The 24088-nt window shown below is 73.8% G+C and carries 19 protein-coding genes; 11 read left to right on the forward strand and 8 right to left on the reverse strand.

Annotated elements, in window-relative coordinates; all coding sequences use genetic code 11:
- Positions 1-5: 5 nt before the first annotated feature.
- The gene (locus ACEZDG_RS01675) at positions 6-2075 is read right to left on the reverse strand and encodes an ArnT family glycosyltransferase (RefSeq protein WP_380501388.1); all 2070 of its coding nucleotides are present in this window, start codon (positions 2073-2075) and stop codon (positions 6-8) included.
- Between the two features lie 160 nt (positions 2076-2235).
- Here ACEZDG_RS01675 and ACEZDG_RS01680 point away from each other — a divergent pair, with 160 nt between their 5' ends.
- The 8 genes from ACEZDG_RS01680 (at position 2236) to ACEZDG_RS01715 (ending at position 11739) form a co-directional block, all read left to right on the forward strand.
- A complete protein-coding gene (locus ACEZDG_RS01680; RefSeq protein ID WP_380501390.1) occupies positions 2236-3132 on the forward strand; it encodes an oxidoreductase in 897 nt (298 codons plus the stop codon).
- 96 nt (positions 3133-3228) lie between these two features.
- Complete coding sequence (locus tag ACEZDG_RS01685; RefSeq protein WP_380501392.1) at positions 3229-4035, forward strand: SAM-dependent methyltransferase; 807 nt, start codon at positions 3229-3231, stop codon at positions 4033-4035.
- The gene (locus tag ACEZDG_RS01690) at positions 4032-6140 is read left to right on the forward strand and encodes a putative bifunctional diguanylate cyclase/phosphodiesterase (protein WP_380501394.1); all 2109 of its coding nucleotides are present in this window, start codon (positions 4032-4034) and stop codon (positions 6138-6140) included. Before ACEZDG_RS01685 ends, ACEZDG_RS01690 begins: the two co-directional genes overlap by 4 nt.
- 307 nt (positions 6141-6447) lie before the next feature.
- On the forward strand, positions 6448-7308 hold the full coding sequence (locus ACEZDG_RS01695) for a glycosyltransferase family 2 protein (RefSeq protein WP_380501396.1): 861 nt from the start codon (positions 6448-6450) through the stop codon (positions 7306-7308).
- Entirely contained in the window at positions 7305-8672 is a 1368-nt protein-coding gene (locus tag ACEZDG_RS01700; protein ID WP_380501398.1) for a glycosyltransferase family 2 protein, read from the forward strand. Before ACEZDG_RS01695 ends, ACEZDG_RS01700 begins: the two co-directional genes overlap by 4 nt.
- Positions 8673-8678: 6 nt before the next feature.
- Entirely contained in the window at positions 8679-10001 is a 1323-nt protein-coding gene (locus ACEZDG_RS01705; protein ID WP_380501400.1) for a lipopolysaccharide biosynthesis protein, read from the forward strand.
- Positions 9998-10930, forward strand: coding sequence for a glycosyltransferase family 2 protein (locus ACEZDG_RS01710; protein ID WP_380501402.1), 933 nt, complete (start codon positions 9998-10000; stop codon positions 10928-10930). Before ACEZDG_RS01705 ends, ACEZDG_RS01710 begins: the two co-directional genes overlap by 4 nt.
- Positions 10927-11739 carry a polysaccharide deacetylase family protein gene (locus tag ACEZDG_RS01715; protein WP_380501405.1) on the forward strand — a complete coding sequence of 271 codons (813 nt, stop codon included), beginning with the start codon at positions 10927-10929 and terminating at the stop codon, positions 11737-11739. Before ACEZDG_RS01710 ends, ACEZDG_RS01715 begins: the two co-directional genes overlap by 4 nt.
- A gap of 45 nt (positions 11740-11784) precedes the next feature.
- Here the strand turns inward: ACEZDG_RS01715 and ACEZDG_RS01720 are convergent, their stop codons facing one another.
- Genes ACEZDG_RS01720 through ACEZDG_RS01730 form a run of 3 tightly spaced genes read right to left on the reverse strand, consistent with a single transcriptional unit; the run spans position 11785 to position 16267 of the window.
- Entirely contained in the window at positions 11785-13293 is a 1509-nt protein-coding gene (locus tag ACEZDG_RS01720) for a glycoside hydrolase family 16 protein (protein ID WP_380501407.1), read from the reverse strand.
- Positions 13290-15050, reverse strand: coding sequence for a glycosyltransferase (locus ACEZDG_RS01725; RefSeq protein WP_380501409.1), 1761 nt, complete (start codon positions 15048-15050; stop codon positions 13290-13292). Before ACEZDG_RS01725 ends, ACEZDG_RS01720 begins: the two co-directional genes overlap by 4 nt.
- Positions 15047-16267: an NAD(P)-binding domain-containing protein gene (locus ACEZDG_RS01730; protein WP_380501411.1), complete on the reverse strand. Its 1221-nt coding sequence runs from the start codon at positions 16265-16267 to the stop codon at positions 15047-15049. The genes ACEZDG_RS01725 and ACEZDG_RS01730 overlap by 4 nt, the downstream gene beginning before the upstream one ends.
- Positions 16268-16365: 98 nt before the next feature.
- Here ACEZDG_RS01730 and ACEZDG_RS01735 point away from each other — a divergent pair, with 98 nt between their 5' ends.
- Both ACEZDG_RS01735 and sigJ read left to right on the forward strand, forming a co-directional pair.
- Positions 16366-17610 (forward strand): carboxylate--amine ligase, encoded by a 1245-nt coding sequence (locus tag ACEZDG_RS01735; protein WP_380501413.1) that lies wholly within the window; start codon positions 16366-16368, stop codon positions 17608-17610.
- A gap of 130 nt (positions 17611-17740) precedes the next feature.
- Entirely contained in the window at positions 17741-18679 is a 939-nt protein-coding gene (gene sigJ / locus ACEZDG_RS01740) for an RNA polymerase sigma factor SigJ (RefSeq protein ID WP_380501415.1), read from the forward strand.
- A gap of 13 nt (positions 18680-18692) precedes the next feature.
- Here the strand turns inward: sigJ and ACEZDG_RS01745 are convergent, their stop codons facing one another.
- Positions 18693-20630 (reverse strand): glycoside hydrolase family 9 protein, encoded by a 1938-nt coding sequence (locus ACEZDG_RS01745; protein ID WP_380501417.1) that lies wholly within the window; start codon positions 20628-20630, stop codon positions 18693-18695.
- A gap of 141 nt (positions 20631-20771) precedes the next feature.
- On the opposite strand from ACEZDG_RS01745, the gene ACEZDG_RS01750 reads away from it, so the two are divergent.
- On the forward strand, positions 20772-20894 hold the full coding sequence (locus tag ACEZDG_RS01750; RefSeq protein ID WP_380501419.1) for a hypothetical protein: 123 nt from the start codon (positions 20772-20774) through the stop codon (positions 20892-20894).
- Here ACEZDG_RS01750 and ACEZDG_RS01755 read toward each other — a convergent pair.
- Genes ACEZDG_RS01755 through ACEZDG_RS01765 form a run of 3 tightly spaced genes read right to left on the reverse strand, consistent with a single transcriptional unit; the run spans position 20887 to position 23969 of the window.
- The gene (locus ACEZDG_RS01755) at positions 20887-21723 is read right to left on the reverse strand and encodes a sugar phosphate isomerase/epimerase family protein (protein ID WP_380501421.1); all 837 of its coding nucleotides are present in this window, start codon (positions 21721-21723) and stop codon (positions 20887-20889) included. The two genes, ACEZDG_RS01750 and ACEZDG_RS01755, sit on opposite strands and share 8 nt — an antisense overlap.
- Positions 21720-22814 carry a dihydrodipicolinate synthase family protein gene (locus tag ACEZDG_RS01760; RefSeq protein ID WP_380501423.1) on the reverse strand — a complete coding sequence of 365 codons (1095 nt, stop codon included), beginning with the start codon at positions 22812-22814 and terminating at the stop codon, positions 21720-21722. Before ACEZDG_RS01760 ends, ACEZDG_RS01755 begins: the two co-directional genes overlap by 4 nt.
- 3 nt (positions 22815-22817) lie before the next feature.
- Positions 22818-23969: a Gfo/Idh/MocA family protein gene (locus ACEZDG_RS01765; RefSeq protein ID WP_380501425.1), complete on the reverse strand. Its 1152-nt coding sequence runs from the start codon at positions 23967-23969 to the stop codon at positions 22818-22820.
- Positions 23970-24088 lie beyond the last annotated feature (119 nt).

The following is a 24088-nucleotide window of genomic DNA, read 5'->3' on the forward strand; positions in this document are numbered from 1 at the left end:
GCTGTCTAGACGCAGTGGTAGAGCTTGGTACCGGCCACTCCCCCGCCGTAGGCGCTCGGCGGCACCGGCTGGCAGCTGCCGCTGACCCAGGCGGTGGCCCGTGCGGCAGCCGTGGTCGCGGAGCCACCGGCCGGGCGCCCGCCGAAGAGGCCCGACGTCCCGTCACCGAGCAGGACGTAGCGCAGCGCCCCCGCCCCGACCTCGCGCTGCAGCGCGCCCAGGGTGGGCGACGGGGCCTGGTTGGTGAAGCCGCCGATGGGGAGCACCGGATCCCCGGTCGCCAGGATGTAAGGGGAGGCGAGGGCCCAGTTGGTGGTGGCGAAGAGGTAGCGGGCCCCGTCCCGGTGCGCCCGGGTGTAGGCGAGCAGCGCTTCCTGACTGTCCGTCAGAGTGCCGGACGCGCGCATCGCGGAGGCGAAGGCGTTGACTGCGGCCGGCGTGCGGGCGGCCCCCTGACGTCCCGTCGCCGCCGTCGCCGAGGTCGCCGACGTCGGCAGAAAGCCCATCAGGTGCCGGGCCGGCGGGCCGACCGCGCCCATCGCCGAGTGCCCGTAGGCCGGGTCGAGCACGGACGCGGTCCAGGCCGCCGGGGCGACCAGCATCGCCGCGAGGCCCACCGCCAGTCCGGCCCGGGCGCCGCCCATGCCCCTGCCGCGCAGCAGCGGCAGGCCCAGCAGGACCACCGAGGCCAGCCCGAGCAGCAGCGCCGCGGGCGCCAGCAGCGGCAGGAAGGCCGGGTAGCCCGCGGCCAGCGAGGCGCCCCAGCCCGCCGTCACCGCGACGGTGGCCGGCAGCACCCAGGCGGTCCGTCCGCCGGAGCGGTAGGCGCGCCAGAGCAGGACCGTCCCGGCGCCGCCGAGCGCCGCCAGCGGGGCGGCGATGACACCCATGTAGTAGGTGTGGCCGCCGACGCTCCCGGCGCTCAGCACCAGGAAGAACACCGCGAACCAGCTGCCCCAGAGCAGCAGCCCGGCCCGCAGCGGATCGGTACGGGGCATCCGGCGGCGCTGGTAGAGCCCGAGGCCGAGGGCGGCCAGGGCCAGCGGGTAGAACCATCCGGCCTCGGCCGCCATCGGGCCGGCCACCAGCTTGGTCCAGCCGCCGTCGCTGCCGCCCCAGCCGCCCGCCCGCTGCGCCGTCCGCCCGTGCGCCTGGGCCCGGCCCGCGCTGTGTCCCTGGGCCACGCCGTGGGCTCCGCCGCCGCCCTGCACCGCCGACACGCTTCCGGTGTCGGCCGCGTCCATACCCACCGCCGAGAAGCGGTTCAGGAAGTTGTAGCCGACCACCATGCTCACGGCGGAGTTGTTGGTACTGCCGTCCACATAGGGACGGTCGGCCGCCGGGGTCAGCGTGACCAGCAGCATCCAGGAGGCGGACACCGCCAGGGTCACCGCCCCCGCCAGCGCGAGGTGGACGGTCCTGCGCCGCAGCGCGGTCGGCGCGGACACCAGGTACACCAGCGCCAGCGCGGGCAGCACCGCGAAGGCCTCCAGCATCTTCGCCTGGAAGGCCAGCCCGACCCAGACGCCGGCCATCAGCAGGGTCCGCAGCCGCGCCTCGCGGGCGGCCCGCTGGGTGGCGTCGGCGGCGAGCAGCAGGAGCAGCAGGAACGCCGGGTCCTCGACCGAGGTCCGGAACAGCCCGGCGACCACCGGCGTCAGCGCCAGGAACCCGGCCGCGAGCAGCCCCGCGTCCACCCCGGCCCAGCGCCGCACCGCGCGGTACAGCACCAGGACGCTGAGCACGCCCTCGACCACCTGAGGCAGCGTCAGCGCCCAGGCGTGGAAGCCGAACAGGCGCGCGGACAGCGCCTGCGGCCAGAGGAAGCCCGGCAGCTTGTCCAGGGTGATGGTGTTCCCCGGGTCGAACGACCCGTAGGCGAACGCCTTCCAACTGCCCGCCATGCTGCGCACCGCGTCGGCGTAGAAGGGGTGGTACTGGCTCTGCCCGATGTCCCAGGCGAACAGCAGCGCCGCGACGGCGGTGATCAGTATCAGTGCGGGCCGGGCGTAGCGGGGCTCGGTACGGGTGCGCGGACGGGTGACTTCGGGGATGAGGGTCGCGGTTGTCGCCATGCTCCGAGCCTGCGGGGAGGGGATAGCTCTGACTGGGAGCGAAACGCCCGAGGAGGTTAATTGTGGGACAAATCTGGCCAAGCCTTGGGCTGAGCGAAAGCTCCCGTTTGCCCAATTCACAGGAATCCCCGCTCACCCGGGTGTGGAAGACTCCCCTCCCATGACTTCAGAAACGATCACCGCGGCGGCGTCCGGCACCTGGCGGCTCGGGGACCTGACGGTCCATCGGATCGGCTTCGGCGCGATGCGGCTGACCGGCAGCGGGGCCTTCGACGTCGGCACGCCCAGCGACCGCGAACGGGTGATCGGCGTGCTGCGCCGGGCGGTCGAGCTCGGGGTGAACCACATCGACACCGCCTCGTTCTACTTCTCGTCGCTGCGCTCCGCCAATGAGCTGATCAACCGGGCCCTCGGCCCGTACCCGGACGGGCTGGTGATCACCACCAAGGTCGGCCCAGGCCGGGACCCGTCCGGGGCGTGGTATTGGGCCACGCCGGACCAGCTGCGCGGACAGGTCGAGGAGAACCTGCGGCAGCTCGGCCGGGACCACCTCGACGTGGTGAACCTGCGGCTCAAGGGCCCCGGCCCGATCGCCGAGCACTTCGGCGCGCTGGCCGAACTGCGCGAGGCCGGGCTGATCCGCCACCTCGGCATCTCCAACGCCAGGCCCGAGCACCTGGCCGAGGCCCAGGCCGTCGCGCCGGTGGTCTGCGTGCAGAACCGCTACAGCATCGACTCGCGGCGGCCCGAGGCCGACGCGTTCCTGCGCACCTGCGGCGAGCAGGGCGTCGCCTTCGTACCGTTCTTCGCCATCGCCGGCGCCGGCCGCGAGGACGGCGCGAGCGCCGCCGAGCATCCGGAGATCCTCGCCGTCGCCGAGGCCCACGGCGCGACCCCGGCCCAGGTCCGGCTGGCCTGGACGCTGCAGCGCGGCCCGCACGTCCTGGCCATCCCCGGCACCGGCAACCCGGACCACCTCACCGCCAACCTCGCCGCAGCCGCCCTCCAGCTCACCCCGCCCGAACTCACCACCCTCGACACCCTCGCCCCCGCGTAGGGCCTGTTGACGGAGATCGGCGAGTTGCAGGAGGTATGGATGGGTAGGAGGCTTTTACTGGCCGTTGTCTGCTTCCGGAACTCGAAGAGGACCTCCATGTCGCGACCGAAGTGGGTGCCCGCGGGAACGGATCTCGACAAGCCGAACGCGGCACGGGTGTACGACTACTACCTGGGCGGGTCGCACAACTTCGCGGTGGACCGGGAGATGGCCCGCAAGGCGATGGAGCTCTGGCCGGAGCTGCCGATGATCATGCGGGCCAACCGGGCCTTCCTGCGCCGCGCCGTGCAGTACGTCGCCGAGCAGGGCGTCACCCGGTTCCTGGACATCGGCTCGGGCATCCCGACCTTCGGCGCCGTGCACGAGATCGCCCGGGAGATCGCCCCCGAGGCCCGGGTCGTGTACGTGGACCGCGACCCGGTCGCGGTCGCGCACAGCCGGCTGCTGCTCAAGGACGATCCGCTGAGCGAGGTGGTGCAGGCGGACATGCGGGACACCGAGGACCTGCTCGCCCACCCGACCGTGGCCGCACTGATGGGGGCGGGCGAGCCGGTGGCGGTGCTGCTGGTCGCGGTGCTGCACTTCATCTCGGACGCCGAGGACCCGGAGCGGATCATCCGGCTGCTGCGCGCCGCCATGCCGCCGGGCAGCATCCTGGTGCTCTCGCACGCGGGCCTGGAGGGCCGCCCGGACCAGGCCGGCCCGCACCAGGACCTCTACGCGCGGACCCCGACCCCGCTGACGATGCGCAGCAAGGAGCGGATCACCGGGATGTTCGACGGCTTCGACCTGGTCGATCCCGGGGTGGTCTACTTCGGCCAGTGGCACCCGGAGAACCCGGACGCGGTGGAGCCGCACCCGGAGCGGATGGCGGGACTGGTGGGCGTGGGGCGCCGCCCGTGAACGCCTCCCCGCCCACGGAGGCCGGCGCCGCCGACCGCTTCTGCCGGGCGTGGACCGAACTCCTGCACAGCGGCCACGGCGGCACGCTCACCACCGGCACCAGGCGGCGGCTGGCGGCCAGGACCACGGCGCTGCTGAACCGGGCCAGGAACGACGACCCCTTCGACCCGGCCCCGGCCGAGGAGGCCGGGGCGGTGCTGGTGCACGCCCACTACACCGACCCGGCCATGTTCGCCCGGCTGGTGGCCGTCGTGCAGGAGCCGCCGCTGGGCGACGGCCGCGGGCCGGCCCTGGCCGGGGCCTTCGCGGCCGGCTGGGCCGGGGCGCTGCGCGAGCAGACCCTGCACGAGCAGGAGAGCATCAGGCTGGCCGCCGACACCGCCAGGGAGAGCGCGGAGCGGGCGCTGCACGCCTCGGAGGCCCGGTTCCGGGCCCTGTTCGAGAGCGCCGCCATCGGCATCGGCATCGGTGACATCGACGGCCGGATCCTGGAGGTCAACCCGTCCCTGGTGGAGCTGTTCGGCGCGCGCCCCGAGGACCTGGAGGGGCGCCGGGTGGACGACCTGGTGCACCCGGAGGACACCCCGGGGGTGTGGGAGGCGTACGGGGAGCTGATCAGCGGCAAGCGGGACCGGTTCCAGTTCGACAAGCCCTACTACCGGGCCGACGGCGAGGTGGTCTGGACCCACCTCACCGTCTCGCTGATCAGGGACGAGGACGGCGCGCCCAAGTACCAGGTGGCGATGCTGGAGGACATCACCGACCGCTACCGGCTGCAGGAGCGGCTGCGGCACCAGGCCACCCACGACCCGCTGACCGGCCTGCCCAACCGGGCCGCGTTCTTCGAGCGGCTGGAGGCGCTCTTCGAGGACCCGTCCCCGGGCGCCAGGATCGGGCTCTGCTACGTGGACCTGGACGGGTTCAAGGTGGTCAACGACAGCCTCGGCCACGAGGCCGGGGACCAGCTGCTGGCCGCGGTGGCCGAGCGGCTGGCCGCGGCGCTCGCGCCGATGGGCCATCTGCTGGCGCGGCTCGGCGGCGACGAGTTCGTGGTGCTGCTGGAGAACTCCAGCGGGGAGCAGCAGGCGGTGGCGGTCGCCAGGACGGTGCTGGACGCCCTGACCAAACCCGTGCTGGTCGGCGACCACCAGCTCTCGGTCGGCGCCAGCGTCGGCGTGCTGGAGCGGACGGTGGCCACCACCACCCCGATGGCCGCGGTGCGCGCCGCGGACCTGACGCTCTACCGGGCGAAGGAGGAGGGGCGCGGGCGCTGGACCCTGTTCGACCCGGGCCGCAACGCCCGTGCCGTCAACCGCTACGCGGTGTCGGTGCGGATGCCGACGGCGCTGGACCGGGGCGAGTTCTTCATCGACTACCAGCCGCTCTGCGCGCTGCCGGACGGCTCGCTGGTCGCGGTCGAGGCGCTGGTCCGCTGGCGGCACCCGCAGCTGGGGGTGCTGGGCCCGGACGAGTTCGTGGCCACCGCGGAGGAGACCGGCGTGATCATGCCGCTGGGCCGCTGGGTGCTGGAGCAGGCCTGCGGCCAGGCGGCGGAGTGGGCCCGCAGGTTCGGCCCGGCCGCGCCGCAGATGAACGTCAACCTGGCGGTCCGGCAGACCCGCAACGCCGGCCTGGTGCCCGATGTCGCCCGGATCCTGCACAGCACCGGCCTTGACCCGCGGCTGCTGCAGCTGGAGATCACCGAGAGCGCCGTGGTGGGCCGCGAGGACGAGTCGCTGCACACCCTGCACTCGCTGGTCGACATGGGGGTCTCCCTCGCCGTCGACGACTTCGGCACCGGCTGGTCCAACCTCTCCTACCTGCGGGACCTGCCGGTGTCCGGGCTGAAGATCGCCGGCTCCTTCGTGGCGGACCTGCACGACCCGACCCTGGACGAGGCGCTGGGCTGGCGGATCGTCGGCGCCGTGGTCTCGCTGGCGCACACGCTCGGACTGACGGTCACCGCCGAGGAGGTGGAGACCGCGGCCCATGCGGAGCGGCTGCGGGCGATGGGCTGCGACTGGGCGCAGGGCTGGTACTACGGCCGCCCGGTGCGGCCGGAGGAGATCTCCCGCCGGATCGCCGCCGACGGCTACCCTCGGTAGCAATCCGTAGCTGGAATGAGGCATTTCATCACATAAGTAGGAAATTTCCATGAAAACTTGACTCTGCGTGAGCATCCGCCGATGATGAATTCCTGGCACCGCACATTTGCCAGTACCCAGTTGGCGCTTCGGCGTCCGAGATCGAGCGGCGTCCCTGACGTCCGTGGCAGACCGCCCCTCCGGGGCCCGCTGCCCCAGTCGGTCGTTCAACTTTCCTCCCGAGGGAGTGGTCCGCGCTGCGCCCTCGCCCCGCGCGGCGCGCCCGTGGCACCGGACGCTCCCGTCACCTCCGGAGAGGTCGTTCGCCATGAGCTCCACCCTGCCCCGAATCGAACGCAGAATCGGCACCGACAGCACCCGCCGGGGCCCGGACGCCCCGGGCGGCCGCCGCAGCACCGACCGCGGCCCCGATCGCGGCCCCGACGCGCATCCGCTGCGCCGCGAGGACGACCGGGTGCGCACCCGACCCACCGTCAGCCTGGTGGTGCCGGCCCACAACGAGGCCCGCAACATCCCCTGGGTCTTCGAGCAGATCCCCCGCTGCGTGGACGAGGTGATCCTGGTCGACGGCGACTCCAGCGACGCCACCCTGCGGATGGCCGCGCACTGCCTGCCGACCGTGCGCAGCGTCCCGCAGCGCGGGCCGGGCAAGGGCAGCGCGCTGCGGACCGGCTTCGGCGCGGCGACCGGCGAGTACGTGGTCATGCTGGACGCCGACGGCAGCATGTGGCCCGGCGAGATCCCGCACTACCTGCACTTCCTCGACAACGGCTACGACTTCGTCAAGGGCTCCCGGTTCGTGGCCGGCGGCGGCTCGCTCGACCTCACCCGGATCCGCTCGCTGGGCAACCGGGCCCTGCTGACCGTGGTCAACCGGCTCTACGACACCATGCTGACCGACCTCTGCTACGGGTACTGCGCCTTCCGCCGCAGCTTCCTGGACGAACTCGACCTGCGCTCCACCGGGTTCGAGATCGAGGCCGAGATGGTGGCCCACGCCCTGCGCTCGGGACTGCGGATCGCCGAGGTCCCGAGCCTCGAACTCCCCCGCCGCAACGGGCGCTCGCACCTGCACGCCGTCTCCGACGGCCGCCGGGTGCTGCGGACCCTGCTCGCCGAGCGCCCCGGCGCCCGGTCCGCGGCGCCTGCTGCCGCGGCGGAGCGATGAACGGCTACGACCGGCGCACCGAACCGGCCTGCCCCCGCCTCGTCGCCCGCGAATCGCCTTACACCGCCGTCCGGGTGGTCGACCTGGACCTGGACGAACCGGGTGAGCTGCGCTCCCCCGGGGGTCCGGGGCCGATCGAGCCGGACGGGCGCGTGCTGGCGTTGGCGCGACTGCACGGGCACCCGCTAGGAGTGGTCACCGTGACCGGCCGACCCGGCGACGCCGCCGGATTGCGCCAGGCGCTGGTCGACGCCGTGCACCGCGAACTGGCCGGCGCCGTGGCCGGGCACCGCGCCGCCGACGCCCGCGAGCTGGCCGCCCGTGAGCTCGCCGACGGCGAACTGCCCGGCGGCGACGCGGCCGGGGCCCGCCCGTGCCGGCTGCCCCGGGCCCGGGTGCTGCGCGACCCGCCCGCGATCAGCGTGGTGGTCGCCACCCGGAACCGGGCCGGAGCGCTGCGGCACTGCCTGGACTCGCTGCTGCGCACCGGCTATCCGCACCTGGAGGTGCTGGTGGTGGACAACGCCCCGGCCGACGACAGCGCCGAGGCGCTGGTCCGCGGCCGCTACCAGGGGCGGGTGCGCTATCTGCGCGAGCCGGTGGCCGGCCTGGCCCGGGCGCACAACCGCGCGCTGGCCGAGGCCACCGGGCGGATCATCGCCTTCACCGACGACGACACCCTGGTCGACCCGGAGTGGCCGGCCGCGATCGCCGAGGCGTTCGCCGCCTCCGACCGGATCGGCTGCGTCACCGGGCTGATCCTGCCCGCCGAGCTGGAGACCCGGGGCCAGGCCGACCTGCAGCGGCACGGCGGCTACGACAAGGGCTTCACCGCCCGCGCCTGGTCGCTGGCGGACCCGCCCTGCGACCCGCTGTTCCCGTTCAACGCGGGCCGGTTCGGCTCCGGGGCCAATATGGCGTTCAGGACCGCCCTGCTGCGCCGGATCGGCGGCTTCGACCCGGCCACCGGCACCGGCACCGCCGCCCGCGGCGGCGACGACCTGCTCGGCTTCTTCCGGACCCTGGTCGCCGGGGCCACCCTGGCCTACCAGCCGGACGCGATCGTCTGGCACCGTCCCAGCCGCAGCCGGGGCGCGCTGCCCGCGCAGGCGTTCGGGTACGGCGCCGGCTTCGGCGCCTTCCTGGCCGCCGCGGTCGCCAACGAGCCGGGCATGCTGCCGGCGCTGGCCCGCCGGCTGCCCCGGGGCGTGCACTACGCCGCCACCCGGCGCCGTGGAGCGGCTGGCCCGGACGGCGGCTGGTCCGGACGGCTCACCCTGCTCGAAGTCCAGGGGCTGCTGTACGGGCCGCTCGGCTATCTGCGCAGCCGGTACCGCACCCACCGTCCCCCGGACGGGAGTTGAGTACGGATGACCACACGGGTGGAGGCACCGGCCGGGCCGTTCCGGACGCGCGGCCACGGCGCCCTGCTCCGGGCCAGGGCGGCCCTGGACGCCGGGCCGCTGTTGCGCAACGGCCATGTGCTGACCCTGAGTTCGCTGCTCGCGGCGACCCTCGGCGCGGCCTTCTGGGTGCTCGCCACCCACTGGTACGACACCGCGACGGTGGGCCGCAGCTACGCCGCGCTCTCGGCGGTGATGCTGCTGTCCGGGGTCGGGCAGCTCAATCTGGCCGATGTGCTGGTGCGCTTCGTCCCGGCGGCCGGACGGCACGCCGGGCGGCTGGCACTGCGCTGCTACGCCGCCAGCGCCCTGTGCAGCACCGTGGTGGCGGTGGCCTTCCTGCTGCTGGTGCCGGCGGTCGCGCCCGGCCTCGGCTATCTGCGCGAACCGGTGCCCGCGGTCTGCTTCGTGGCCGGGGCGGTCGGCTACTCGATCTTCGTACTGCAGGACGGAGCCCTGACCGGGCTGCGCCGCACCGGCTGGGTGCTGGGCGAGAACGCGCTCTTCGCCGCGGTGAAGGCCGGGCTGCTGGCCCTCTGCGGCATCCTCGCGCTCGGCGCCGGCATCCTGGCCTCCTGGGTCGGGGCGCTGCTGGTGGCCCTGGTGGTCACCAATGTCTTCCTGTTCCGGCACGCCGTGCCGGAACACCGGCGGGACCGGTGCGACGCCGCCGGACCGCAGCGGCTGCTCGGCTACGCGGCGGCCGACTACGTCGGCGCGCTGTTCCGGCTCGCCGCGTACAACGTGGTGCCGCTGCTGGTGCTGAACCAGCTCGGCGACGAGGGCAGCGCGTACTTCTCGCTGGCCTGGGTGATCGCCTACACGCTCTTCCTGGTCGCCTACAACATGGGCAGTTCGCTGATCGTCGAGGCCGCCCGGGCGCCGGAGCGGCTGGAGGAGCACGCACGCAAGGTGCTGCGCCACAACACCGTGCTGCTGGCCGCCGCAGCGCTGCTGCTGGTGGTGTCGGCCCCCTGGCTGCTGGCCCTGTTCGGCCCGCAGTACGCCGAGCACGGCACCGCGCTGCTGCGGCTGCTGGCCCTGTCCGCGCTGCCCAACCTGCTGCTGGGGGTGGCCATCGACGTGGCCAGGGCCCGCCGCAGGCTGGCCTGGGTGGTGGCGCTGCAGGCCGCGCTGTGCGTGCTGGTGCTCGGCCTGAGCGGCTGGCTGCTGCCGCTGCTCGGGGTCACCGGGGTCGGCGTCGCCTGGCTGGCCGCCGAGTGCCTGCTCGGCCTGCCGCTGCTGCTGACGCTGCCGCGCTGGCTGCCCCGGGAGAGGAGTACGCGATGAACCCGGAACCCACGCTCTCCGTGGTCGTCTGCGCCTACACCGTGGACCGCTGGGAGGACCTGTCGGCCGCCATCGCCTCGGTCCGGGCCCAGCGCCGGCCGGTGCACGAGCTGCTGCTGGTGGTGGACCACTGCCCGGAACTCGCCGCCCGGGCCCGGCTGCGCCTGCCCGGCGTCCGGGTGCTCGGCAACCGGGAGCGCCGGGGGCTCTCCGGCGCCCGCAACACCGGGGTCGCCGCCGCCCGGGGCGAGCTGGTCGCCTTCCTGGACGACGACGCCGCCGCCGAGCCGGACTGGAGCGGCCGACTGCTCGACGGCTACCGCGACCCGGCGGTGCTCGGGGTCGGCGGCCTGGTGCTGCCCCGCTGGGAGTCCGGCCGACCCGGCTGGTTCCCGGCGGAGTTCGACTGGGTGGTCGGCTGCTGCTACCGGGGCATGCCCGAACAGCGGTCCCCGGTACGCAACTTCATCGGCGCCAATATGTCCTTCCGCCGGGCCGAACTGCTGGCCGCCGGCGGGTTCCGCACCGATCTCGGCCGGGTCGGCAGCCGCCCGCTCGGCTGCGAGGAGACCGAGCTGTGCCTGCGGATCGCGGCCCGCAGGCCGGACGGCGTACTGCTCTACGAACCGGCCGCGGTGGTCCGCCACCACGTCCCGCCGGCCCGCACCCGCTGGGCCTACTTCCGTTCCCGCTGCTACGCCGAGGGCCTCTCCAAGGCCGCGGTGGCCCGGCACGCCGGCTCAGGACCGGCGCTGGCCAGCGAGCGCGGCTACCTGCGCTCGACCCTGCCGCGGGCGCTGCTGCGCGGGCTGCGGCCGGGCTCGGGCACCGCCGCCGGCACCGTGCCCGCGCTGGTCACCGGGGCCGGCACCACCCTGGTCGGCTACGCCGCCGGGCGGCTCCGCGGCGCCGCCGGAGGCGGGCCGTGAACCCGGTACCGGTCTTTCTGTACCACTCGGTGGTGGAGGACCCACCGGGCTGGATCGCGCCGTTCACGGTGACGCCGCGGGTCTTCACCGAGCAGCTGGACCGGATCGCCGACGCCGGGCTCACCGTGGTGCCGCTGCGCCGCCTGGTCGCCGCGCTGCGCGGCGGCCCGGCGCTGCCGCCGCGCTCCGCCGTGCTCACCTTCGACGACGGATTCGCCGACTTCTACTGGACCGTGGCCCCCGCCCTGGCCGACCGCGACCTGCCGGCCACCCTCTACGTCACCACCGGCGCCGTGCACGCCCCGGGCGGCACCCCCCGGGGCAGCCTGCTGCCCCCGGCCGCGATGCTGAACTGGCGTCAGATCGCCACCCTGGACGCCTGCGGGATCGAGATCGGCGGCCATACCCGCACCCATCCGCAGCTGGACACCCAGTCCGGCCGACGGCTCTGCGACGAGGTGGCGGGCTGCAAGCAGGACCTGGAGCAGCTGCTGTCCCACCCGGTGGAGGCGTTCGCCTACCCGCACGGCTACTCCAGCCCCTCGGTGCGCCGCAAGGTGCAGAAGGCCGGCTGGTCCTCGGCCTGCGGGGTCGGCTACGCCTTCAGCTCGCCGAACGACCACGCGCTGCGGATCTCCCGGCTGATGGTCAGGGCCGACACCCCGCCGGAGCTGTTCCGGGCCTGGACCGAGGGCCGGGGCGCCCCGGTGGCGCCGCTCCCGGAGCAGCTGCGGACCAGGGGCTGGCGCGCCTACCGCCGGCTCCGGGCCCGCCTGGGACGGCCGGTCGGCGGCCCGCCCACGGACTGACCTGGCCGGTCGGACCCGTATGTGGGGCGCGGCTGCTCTTGGGCCTCAGCGCTGCCAGACCCGTACCCAGTCGACCTTCATCACGGCCGAGTCCATCGAGGCGGGCGGCGCTTCCGGGTAACCCACGGCGAGGTCGAGCAGGACCTCCATCGGCACCTTCGGCACGTGCGCGGTGGTCGTGAACCGGGCCACCCCGTCGACGTACCAGGTCAGCGAGTCCGGCTCCCAGTCCAGCGCGAGGACGTGGTAGCCGGCCGGGAAGTCCACAGGACCGTAGCGCTTGCTCAGGTGGGCGTCCCTGCCGCCGGCCCCGGCCCAGTGCACCGTCATCAGGACCGACTGCGCGCCCCGGGTGAACTCGGCGATGTCGAGTTCGGGCGGGGCGGAGCGGGTCTGCGGCATCATCCAGAACGCCGGGAACAGGCCCATGCCCGCGGGCACCTGGATCGACGCCGCGAAGTAGCCGTAGGTGAAGGTGTGACGGGGCGTCGCGTCCCAGGAGTCCCGGCCGGTGGAGACCATCCCCGAGGTCCACGGGTAGCTGTGGCCGTCGGACCCGGCGGTGGTCCGGCGCTGCGCGGTCAGGCTGAGCCGACCGCCGCCGACGGTCACCTGGCCGGGCTGGTACCACTCCAGCTCGTGGTTCCCGCCGTTGGTGCAGCCGCGCAGATTCCAGTCGTAGCAGGTGGTCCAGGCCGTCGAATCCAGGGCGGTGCCATTGAAGTCGTCCTGGAACACCGTGTGCCACGGCCCCGGCGCAGCCGGCGCCGACGCCAGCGCCAGCGCCGACGCGGCGGAGGATCTCGACGAACCGGACGACGGGCCGGACGACGCCGGGGCGCCCTGCCCTCCGCAGGCAGCAGCGGTCACCAACAACGCCAACCCAGCCACCCCCCGCCCGACCCGCCCCACCCCGAAGCGCGGCCCCAGCCCTCGCCTGGTCTGCCCGGCCTGCCGCCGCCCCAGCCCGGGGTGCGACCCGGGGCCAGCCTGGGGCCCTGGTCCGGCGCCAAGCGCCAGCCCCCACCCAGGCCACCCGGCCCGGGGGACCCCGGGGTGCCACCCCCACCTGGCCTGCCCGGCCGGGCCCGGCTCGGCGGGCCAGCCGGACCCTGCTCCCGCCGCGGAGGCTCCGCTCTCGGCGGTGGGGGCCGACCCCGGGCGTCGGCTCCGGCCCGGGCTCCGGGGCCGGTGGTGACCGAGCAGTGCCAGCGCCGTCGTGACCGCGGCGAGCGTGCCGACCACCCGCGCCGAGCTGAAGCCGTGGGCCAGCGAGAAGCCTTCGGCGACCACCGCGCTGATCGAGAGGCTGAGTGCCACGGTGAGCACCGCGGCCTCCAGCCGCTCCCACCCCCGCCCCCTGCGGTCCGGGGCGCGGGCCGCCGCCCGTACCGCTGCCCCTCCCGGCCCGGCCACCAGGAAGCAGGCGACGACCAGCACCCGGAGCCACCCGAGCACCGCCGGTGAGGCGGGCAGCGCGGTCGCGGCCAGCGCGACCCACCCGGACAGCCCGAGCCCGACCCCGATCCGCCACTGCCGCCACTGCCCGTTCATCGGGCACCGTCCGCCGAGGGGACGAACCGGTAGACCACCGCGTCCGGGTTCCGGTAGACCTCGGCGAAGCCGGGGGTCGCCTGGACCTCGGTCTGCAGCCGCGCCATGGTGTCCGCCGGAAGCACCCCGGTGAGGTAGCACTCGGCCTGCTGCCCCCGGCTGAGGATCAGATACGCGGGCACCCCCGGGCCCGTCTGATCCACCGCCAGCCGCAGGCCCGCCAGCGGATCGCGGACCAGCAGCGCGGTGTCCTGGGGTGCCTCCTGGCTCAGCTGGACCAGCACATGCTGGTCGTAGTGCTGGTAGAAGCCGGGGACGTTGGCGGTGAGTGCGACGATCACCGACCCCGGCGGCGCGCTGTCGGTGACGTAGCGGGCGGCGTCGACCTCGGCGGTGGTGAAGTGGTTCATCTTCTCCTTCCCGTAGTAGCCGAAGAACAGCCCGCAGAGCAGGGTCAGCACCAATCCGAGGGCGCCGAGCGCCCGAAGCCTCGGCCGGGGGCCGGGCTGCAGGGCCAGGGCGGCGATCAGAAAGGCGGTGGCCGGCAGCGCGAACAGATAGACCCGGAAGATCATCTCCCCGCCGTAGCTGTTGGCGGCGAGCAGCGGCAGCGGTGCGAACATGGCCAGCGGAAGGCCGGTGCGCCGTACCCACGGCCGTCGGACCAGGCAGAGCAGGGCCAGCAGGAAGACGGTGGCGGACAGGCCGCGGTCGATCCAGGCCAGCAGGACCTGGCCGGGCGCGGCGGCCCCGAGCCCGGCCAGCCCGGAGACCGCGTTGCCGTCCGGGGTGAGCAGCGCCGTGCCGAAGCTGCTCAGATTGGCCGTGATGTAGGGACGGGCCGCGGTGAGGTCCCAGAGCAGCATCAGCGCCACCGCGCCGGCCAGCGGCGGCAGGGTGACCCGCCGGTTGCGGCGCGGCAGCGACAGCACCAGGAGCACGCTGACCAGCATCAGCGGGGTGAGCTGGTGCGAGGAGGCGATCGCCGCCTCCAGCACCAGGACCAGCAGCAGCCGGGTCGGCGCCCAGCCCCGCTCCGGGGACTCCGGCCGAACCGACAGCTGCCGGAACACCAGGGCCAGCACCACCACGTAGAGCAGGAAGGCGAAGGCCTGGGGCGAGAAGTAGTCCTGTCCCACCCAGGAGCAGGCGTAGAAGATCCAGGCCGCGCCCCAGACCAGCTTCCGGTCCCGGGTGACCGACCGGTACAGCAGCAGCAGCGGGCCCAGCAGCAGGGCGTTGACCAGGGCCGGGGTCCAGGACGCCAGGCCGAGCAGCGAGTGCAGCCCGGCGGCCCGCTGCAGCAGCCCGTTCAGCATGAAGAAGCCCGGCCACTGGTTGTAGATGTCCAGCACCCCGGCGTGCGGCACCGAGCCGTCGTGCCGCAGCATCGCGTCGATCACCGCGAGGTGCTTCCAGGCCCAGGCGTAGCGGAGGGTGGGGTAGAGCAGGGCCGGGGTGGCGTGGATGACCGCGACCAGTCCCAGTACGTAGCCGGCCAGCCAGCCCGGGGCCACCCGGCGGTCGTACAGGGCAAGGCCGAAGCCGACGGTGAGCAGCAGTACGGCCACCCAGTACAGCGGCGGCAGCACCTGGAGCAGGCCGAGGTCCCCCATCCGGTCCAGCGGGGCCACCAGCCGCAGCGAGAGCAGCCACAGCAGCAGGGCCAGCGGCAGCGCGGTGCGCGCGGCGAGCGGGTACCAGCGGTCCCGTGCCGCGGACCGGGTCGCGACCGCGGGCGCCGACGCTACGGTCATCCGCGCGCCGCCACGGCCCGGCTGAGCCGTCCGGCGGCGAAGCCGGTCCCGCAGACGAAGCGCAGCACCGGGCCGAAGGTGGCCGCGGCCGGGAGGCCGGTGAAGTACAGGCCGGACACCGAGGACTCGAACCCGGCGGAGAGGTGCGGGGCCCGGCCGCTGCGCCACAGCCCGCCGCGCAGGCCGGGGGCGAGCAGCTCCATCCGGTCCAGGTCGACCCGGTAGCCGGTGGCGGAGAGGACGTGGTCCGCCTCCAGCACCGCGGTGCCGCCGTCCCGGTCCGCCAGCGTCAGCCGCGCGCCCCCGCCGGCGGGCACCGCGGAGCGCACCGAGCGGCCGGTGAGCACGTCCACCCGGCCGTGCACCCGGTCCCGCAGCCACCAGGCGCCGGAGGGGCCGAGCACGGTGCGCAGGAAGTGCTCCCGGGCCGGCGCCGGCAGGTGCCGGTAGCTGCCGGGTATGCCGCTGAACGCCCGCAGCGACCAGCCGGGGCCCAGCGGCGAGGCGGGTTTGACCAGGCGTCGGGAGAGCGGGCGCTCGGCCGGGAGGTCGCTGCTCGGGGGTGTGCCGAACAGCAGTTCCTGGGTCCTGGCCAGCACCGTGGGCACGGCGCCTGCCTCGTGCAGCAGGGCGGCGCTCTCCAGGGCGGACTGGCCGGCCCCGACCACCGCCACCCGCTGTCCGGCGAAGCGGCCCAGGTCGGCGTGCTCCGCCGGGTGCGAGGCCAGGCCCTCCCGGGCCAGGTCGGCCAGCTCCGGCGGGATGTGGGCGAAGGGGCCGAGGCCGGTGGCCAGCACCACCGAGCGGCTGATGTAGTCCTCGCCCGACTCCAGGGTGACCTGGAACTGCCCGGCCCTGGCCTCGATCCGGCGCACCACGGTCCGTTCCAGGTCAGGGACGCACTGCTGCTGGAACCACAGTCCGTAGCGGACGAACTCGTCCAGCGGGACCGGGTGCAGGTCGCCCTGGGAGCGGCGTCCCTCGGCGGCCCGGAACCGGTCCAGGGAGCAGGCGCCGGAGGGGTCGGAGATGCTGGAGGCCGAGGGCGTGGACTTGAGGAACATCCCGGCGGGCATCCGCGAGCGCCAACTGTCCATCGGCTCACCGAAGACCCGGTGCGGCACCCCGCGGGCCCGCAGGTGCGCGGCGGTGGCCAGACCGTACGGCCCGGCGCCGATCACAGTGACCGGTACTGCCTGGGAGCGGGTCGCGGCCATCAGCGGTCCTCCTCGACGCGGGTCTTCCCCCTACGCACACCATGTTCCAGGATAATAAGGACATTAGCTCGCCTATCGGGGCAAAAAACGAGGTCGCCATGCGTGGATCCGGTCCCGGCCTGGACCGTACGGTTCCGGCCCTGCTGGTCAAGGTCGGCCGCTACCCGCAGCACGCCGGCGGGGTCGGAGTGCTGCGGACGCTGGGCCGGCTCGGGGTGCCCGTGCACGCGATGGTGGAGGACCGGCTCACCCCGGCCGCGGTGTCCCGCTACACGGCCGGGCGCTTCGTCCACCCCACCACCGGGCTGGAACAGCCCGAGGAGCTGGTGCGGCTGCTGCTTGCGATCGGCCGGTCCATCGGCCGCCGCAGCGTCCCGGTCCCCACCGACGACGAGGCCGCGCTGCTGCTGGCCGAGCACGCGGACCGGCTGGCCGAGCACTTCCTGCTGCCGCCGGTACCGACCGGGCTGCCGCGGCGGCTGGCCGACAAGGCGGCACTGCACCGGCTCTGCCTGGAGCACGGCGTGCCGACGCCGCGCTCCCGGGCCCCGGGCGACCACGAGGCGCTGGTGGCGATCGGCCGGGACTGGGGCTATCCGCTGGTGCTGAAGAACCTGGCGGCCTGGACCAGGCTGCGGTCCCCCGCCGTGGGGCACACCACGGTGGTCCACGACGAGCGCGAGCTGCTGGCGGCCTGTCCGCCGGGCAGCGCGCCCTCGGTCCTGGTGCAGGAGTGCATCCCGGCCGGGCAGGCCGAGGACTGGATCACCCACCTCTACTGCGCGGCGGACGGCGGCCCCCCGATCGTCCTCACCGGGCTCAAGATCCGCTCCTGGCCGCCGAACGCCGGGGTGACCACCCGGGCCCGGGCGCTGGCCAACCCCGTCCTCGCCGAGCAGGCGGCGGAGTTCTGCCGCCGGGTCGGCTACCGCGGCGTCGCCGACCTGGACTGGCGGCTCGACCGGCGCGACGGGCAGTACAAACTGGTCGACTTCAACCCCAGGACCGGGGCGCAGTTCCGGCTGATGGAGACCGTCGACGGACTGGACGTGGTGCGCGCCCTGCACCTGGACCTGACCGGCCGTCCGGTGCCGCGCACGGCGCAGCGGCTGGCCCGGGGCTTCGCGCTGGGCCAGCTCGACCTGCCCTCGGCCGCGGTCTGGGCCTGGCAGCAGCGGCGTCGGCCGTCCGACCTGCTGCCGCGGCGCGGCACCGAGCGGGCCTGGCTCTGCCGGGACGACCCGGCCCCGGCGCTGGCCGAGGCCGTGCGCTTCGGCGGCACCGTCGCCCGCTGGGCCGCCCCGGCGGGCGCCCGCGCCTGGCACCGGCTCGGCGGGGCCTGAGGCACGGGCCTGAGGCACGGGCCTGAGCGGGATCCGGGTGGGGCGATGTCACACTCCGCGGGTCTGCTTCGCTCTCACGGGGTGAAGGCGGCGGAACAGGCCGACGACCGACCACGGAGGCGAGCAGGGGATGTCGGACGCGACAGCGAGCGGGAGCGTGAGCGGCGAGGTCGCCGGGGACGCGGGGGACGCCGGGACGGCGGTGTTCCTGGCGCAGCGGGAACTGCTGTTCTCGATCGTCTACAACATGGTCGGCAGCGTCGCCGACGCCGAGGACGTGCTGCAGGAGACCTGGCTGGCCTGGGCCGCGCGCCTCGGGACGCCCGGCGCCGAGGAGATCGTCAACCCGCGCGCGTACCTGGTGCGGATCGCGGTCAACCGGGCGCTGGCCCGGCAGGAGGCGATCCGGCGGCGGCGCGAGGACTACGTCGGACCGTGGCTGCCGGAGCCGCTGGCCACCCCGCTCGAACCGGATCCCGCAGTACGGGCCGAGGCGGTGTCGCTGGCGATGCTGGTGGTACTGGAGACGCTCACCCCGCTGGAGCGGGTGGTGTTCGTGCTCAACGAGGTGTTCGGCTACCCGCACACCGAGATCGCCGAGATCCTCGACCGCAGCCCGGCCGCCGTACGGCAGCTCGCACACCGGGCGCGGCAGCACGTCCAGGCCCGCCGGCCGCGCTACCGGGCCGACCCGGGAGTGCGCCAGCAGGTCACCGAGCGCTTCCTCGCGGCGGTCTTCGGCGGCGACATGGACGCGCTGCTGCGGCTGCTGGCCCCCGACGTCACCGCCTGGGTCGACGGCGGGGGCAAGGCACCGGCCGCCGGGCCGCGGCCGGTGCACGGGCGCGAGCTGGTCGCCCGGCTGCTGTCGCGCCGGGCGGCACGCCGTCCCGGCGGCATGGACGTCCGCTACCGGCAGGTCAACGGCGACCCGTCGGCGGTGCTGTTCAGCGAGGACTCACCGGTCGCGGCCATGGTCCTGGAACTGACCCCGGACGGGGAGCAGATCAGCGGCATCTACGCCGTGACCAACCCCGACAAGCTGTCCAACCTGACCCGGGAGGCGTGAGGCCCGGGCTCTCCTACCGCACCGAGGACTGCAGCGCGCCGGCGAGGATCGCGCTGCCGGTCATGTCCAGGGCCTCCTCGCTGGTCTGCCAGGAGCGGACGTCGTCCACGTACTCGCTGCCGTGGCCGGTGAAGGCGGTGAAGGCGTCCTGCTCGCACTTCCGGGTGCCGTCCTGGAGGTCGCCCAGGCCGTCGCTGAAGATGTCGGTGCTGTTGGGGCCGTTGACCACGGCGCCGACGTCCAGCGGGGCCTTGCCGTTCAGCGAGCCGGAGAGGTTGGGGATCTGCGAGCCGGTGCAGTTCGGGAAGGTGGTGCCGGCGCCGACCATGAAGCTGGTGCCCCAGGCGTTGCCGCCGAGCAGCCAGGCCCGCTGCTCCCCGGCGAACGCCTGGTAGCTGCGGTCGCCGCTGGCCTTGCGGTAGAGGGCCTCGGTGGAGATGAAGCCGAAGCTGTGCGAGTCGACGTCGAAGTTGGTGTAGTCGCCGCCGGCGCGGAAGATGTCGGCGCTGGAGGTCTTGGCCGCCGAGGCGACCTGGGCCTTGAGGTCGCCGACCAGGTCGGCGCGGGTGACCGCGAGCCCGGACGGGCGGCCGGCCCGGCCGATCGCGGTGGCCAGGTCGGCGTGGGCGAGCGCGCTGACGTCGTAGAGGTTGAGCGTGTCCTTGCCGGAGTCGGTGGCGAGGTAGTCCTTGGCCCAGGTCGCGGCCTGGGTCAGATAGGTCCGGTACTCGGCGCGGGGCCGGTGCAGGCCCTGCTCGGCCAGCGTGATCTCGGTCGCGCCCAGCTCCATCGCGTCGTGCCAGATGGACTCGGGGTAGTAGCTGCTGGGCGCGGCGGAGACCAGGTCGCCCTTGGGGTGGGTGTCCGCCTGGGCGTAGAGGGAGGTGGCGTCGGCCAGTTCGGTCCTGGCCTTGGCCGTACGTCCGGCCGCGGCGTCGGCCTGGGAGGCCAGGGCGAAGGAGGCGGCGACCCGGCCCGCGATGGCCGGGGAGATCTTCGCCCCGGGCGCCGCGGCCTCGAAGACCGGGCGGTTCTTCGCCGCGTAGCGGTCGGCGGCGGCGTTGTCGGTGTCGTCGGCCTGCGGCAGCCGCCACAGGTCGTGGTCGCCGAAGAAGGTGCCGGCGGCGTTGCCGCTGCCGATGCCGACCTGCAGGTAGAGGGTCTTGGTGGCCGGGTTCCACATCTTGTTCAGCCAGTCGTTGCCGAACTGCGCCTCGGCGCTCAGCGACGCGGGCGCGTTCCGGCCCAGCGCCCGGGCGGAGGCGAACAGCAGGTCGTCGGCGTAGGCGGTGGTGAAGGTGAACTTGAGGTAGTCGCCGGCGTCGAACCAGCCGCCGGTGACGTCCACCGGGCTGCTCCCGGCGACCTTCGTCAGCCCGGAGCCCTTGATGATGTCGCCGTTGTCGCTGTTCTCGTCGAAGGCAGGCAGCTTGTAGACGGTGGCGTGGGCGTCGTTGAGGTGGGACGGCTTGCGGTTCAGCGGGCCCTTGAGGACGTGGGCGCCGTCGCGCTGGTTCTGGTAGAAGTTCACCCCGTCGGCGACCAGGGTGCCGTAGAGCGCGGAGCCCGACTCCACCTTGAAGGTGTCCGAACTGGTCTTCACCGGACCACTGGTGACGATCCGATAGGTTCCGGTCCGGGTCACCCGGGAGAAGTCGACCGGGTAGACGTCCGGGTAGGCGGCGTTCCAGGAGCCGCGGCTGACCTTGCCGACCCGGCCCTTCGCGGCGGTCCTGCCGTGGGAGTCCAGCACCCGGTAGGTCTCGCCGGACACCGCCGCGCCGGTCATCAGGTAGGCGATCTTGGTGTCATGGTTGGCGTAGCCGACCTGGTCGGTCCGCAGCTCGCCCCTGACCGCCGCGGCCTGGGCGCTGGTGAGCGGTATGACGGCGGCGGCGAGCCCGGCGCTCACGGCCACGGCTGTCGCTGCTCGGCGAGCCGACGATCCCATGCAGGTCTCCTCAGGGGCCGCCCGACCCGGGCCGAACGGCTGGTTAACATTCTTTACTTGATTAATCGAGGACGGTAGTGACCAGGGCGGGGAACGGTCAAGAGCCAGGGAACATACCGCTCGGGTATCGGCGGTATCGATTTGACCTCCACGCCCGCCCCGACCCGGGCGGTCGCCTTCGACCCGAACGCCCTGGGCGGCCTGATGGGCGGGATCAACAGCCGGCTGAACGATTCCGTCCTTTCGACGAACCCCCTCAACTGACGGCTATGTGTTTGAGGTGACGCTCGATCACTTCGCGTAGGGTCCGTTCACCCGGGGCGTCCCAGACGTCCTGGTTGAACAGCTCCACCTCGATCCAGCCGGTGTACCCGGCGGCGGCCACAGCGCGGCTGAGCGGCGGGAAGTCGATCACACCGTCGCCGACATGGCCGCGTCCGAGCAGGGCGTCGGCCGGCAGCGGCAGCGTCCAGTCGCAGACCTGGTAGGCGGCGATCCGGGCACCGGCCCGGGCGATCTGCGCGTACAACTCCGGGTCCCACCACACGTGGTAGCTGTCGACGACAACGCCGACCTGCTCCACCGGGAACTCCTCGGCCAGGTCCAGGACCTGGCCGAGGGTGGAGACCACCGCCCGATCGGCGCAGAACATGGGGTGCAGCGGTTCGACCGCCAGCCGCACCCCGTGCGCGCCCGCGAACGGGGCCAGCTCGGCGAGCGCGTCGCGGACCCGCTCGCGCGCGGCGGGGAGGTCCCGGCTGCCCTCGGGCAGCCCGCCGCAGACCAGCACCAGGGTGTCCGTGCCGAGGACGGCGGCCTCCTCGATCGCACTCCGGTTGTCGTCCAGGGCGGCGGTGCGGGCCCTGCTGCCGAGCGGCGCGGTGAAGAAGCCGCCCCGGCAGAGGCTGCTGACCACCAGCCCGGCGTCACGCACCAACTCGGCCGCGCGGGCGGCGCCCCCGGCCTCGGCGACCTTGTCCCGCCAGAGGCCGATGGCCGGGATGCCGGCGTCGGCACAGCCCCGGGCGGCCTCGGCCAGGGTCCAGCCGCGGGTGGTGATCTGGTTCAGCGAGAGCCGCTGGATTCCGCTCATACCGTCACCCCGGTCACGGCGGAGAATTGGCGCAGCCTGGCGGCGGCGAGGTCCTCGTCCTTGTCCTGAAGCACCCCTGCGGCCACGGCGAGCCGGTACAGCTCGACCAGGTGGGTCGCCGAGCGACCGCTCTGCGCGCCCGCGACCATGCTGAAGTGCTGCTGGTGCCCGGCCAGCCAGGCCAGGAACACGATGCCGGCTTTGTAGTGGAAGGTCGGCGCGGCAAAGAGGTGCCGGGCCAGCGGGACGGTGGGTGCGAGCAGCGCGTCATAGCGTTCGACATCGCCCGCGTCCAGGGCGCGCAACGCGGCGGCGGCCGGGACGGCGATCGGGTCGAACACACCGAGCAGGGCGTCGCTGTGGTGGCCGTCCGCGCCCCGGATGAGCTCCGGGTAGTGGAAGTCGTCGCCGGTGTAGAGCCGGACGCCCGGCGGCAGCGCGCGGCGCAGGGCGATCTCGCGGTCGGCGTCCAGCAGCGAGACTTTGATGCCGTCGATGCGGTCGGCGTGCTCCTTGATCAGCGTCAGCACGCTGTCCGCGGCGGCGTCCAGGTCGGACGATCCCCAGTATCCGGCGAGGGCGGGGTCGAACATGTCGCCGAGCCAGTGCAGGATGACCGGCTCGCGGGCCTGGCGCAGCAGCTCGCCGTAGACGCGGTGGTAGTCCTCCGGACCCCTTGCAGTGGCGGCGAGTTGGCGACTGGCCATCAGGATGACCCGGGCTCCGGCTGCCTCGACGGTCTCCAGCTGCTGCTCATAGGCATGCTGAATGTCCGTCAGGGTGGGTTTGAGTCCGGTGAGTTGGTCGGTACCGGCGCCGCAGGCCAGCAGGCCGCCGACCGACGCGGCCTCGGCCCCGCTGCGGGCGATCAACTCACTGGTGGCGGCCCAGTCCAGGCCCATGCCGCGCTGCGCGGTGTCCATCGCGTCGGCGACACCGAAGCCCAACGACCAGAGGTGGCGCCGGAAGGCGAGAGTGGCGTCCCAGTCGACGGCAGCCGGCGCGCCCGGCGCGTTGCCCCCGTCCGGGTCGGCGACGACATGGGCGGCGGCGTAGGCGGTGCGGGAGGTGAACGGCTGAGGGATCGTCATATCTCAGAGCTCCAGGGCCGGGACGTCCAGGCGGCGGCCCTCGCGGGCGGAGCGCAGGCCCAACTCGGCCAGCTGCACGCCCTTTGCGCCTTCGAGCAGGTCCCAGCGGTACGGGGAGCCGGTCACGACGTGGCGCAGGAACAGTTCCCACTGGGCCCGGAAGCCGTTGTCGAACTCGCCGTTGTCGGGCACCGGCTGCCACTGGGTGCGGAAGTCCTCGGTGGCCGGCAGGTCGGGGTTCCAGACCGGCTTGGGGGTGGCGGCCCGGTGCTGGAAGCGGCACTCGCGCAGCCCGGCGACGGCGCTGCCCTCGGTGCCGTCCACCTGGAACTCCACCAGCTCGTCCCGGTCGACCCGGACCGCCCAGGAGGAGTTGATCTGGGCGACGATCCCGCCGTCGAGCTCGAAGATCCCGTAGGCGGCGTCGTCGGCGGTGGCCCGGTACTCGGCGCCCTGCTCGTCGTGGCGGACCGGGATGTGGGTGGTGCTGTGCGCGTACACCGAGCGGACCGGGGCGATGATCTCGTCCAGGACGTAGCGCCAGTGCGGGAACATGTCGAGGATCATGCCGCCGCCGTCCTCGGCGCGGTAGTTCCAGGACGGCCGCTGGGCGGACTGCCAGTCGCCCTCGAACACCCAGTATCCGAACTCGCCGCGCACGGAGAGGATCCGGCCGAAGAAGCCGCTGTCGACAAGTCGCTTCAGCTTGAGCAGGCCGGGCAGGAACAGCTTGTCCTGGACCGCGCCGGTGCGGACCCCGGCGTCGCGGGCGAGCCGGGCCAGTTCGAGCGCGCCGTCGAGCGATTCGGCGGTGGGCTTCTCGGTGTAGACGTGCTTGCCGGCGGCGATGGCGGCGCGCAGCGCCTTCTCCCGCGCCGGGGTGACCTGGGCGTCGAAGTAGACCTCGGTGAGCGGGTCAGCGAGGGCGTCGTCCAGGGAAGTGGTCCAGCGCTCCAGTCCGTGCCGCTCGGCGATGGCGCGCACCCGGTGCTCGTCCCGTCCGACCAGGATCGGCTCCGGCCAGAGCACCTCGCCGCCGCCGAGGTCGATGCCGCCGTCGGCGCGGATCGCGAGGATCGAGCGCAGCAGGTGCTGGCGGTAGCCCATCCTCCCGGTGACGCCGTTCATCGCGATACCGATCGTCCTACGGGTCATCGGTGTGGTCCCTCCGGTAGAGTGGGCTGCTGATGGAAAGCGCTTTCCAGAGCGTGAACCTAGACGCTTCCAGCAGGTCGGTCAAGGGGGAGGCCGTGCGACGGCGCGATAACCTGCCC

It is taken from the genome of Streptacidiphilus alkalitolerans, assembly GCF_042511045.1.
GTDB classification, from domain to species: Bacteria; Actinomycetota; Actinomycetes; order Streptomycetales; family Streptomycetaceae; genus Streptacidiphilus; species Streptacidiphilus alkalitolerans.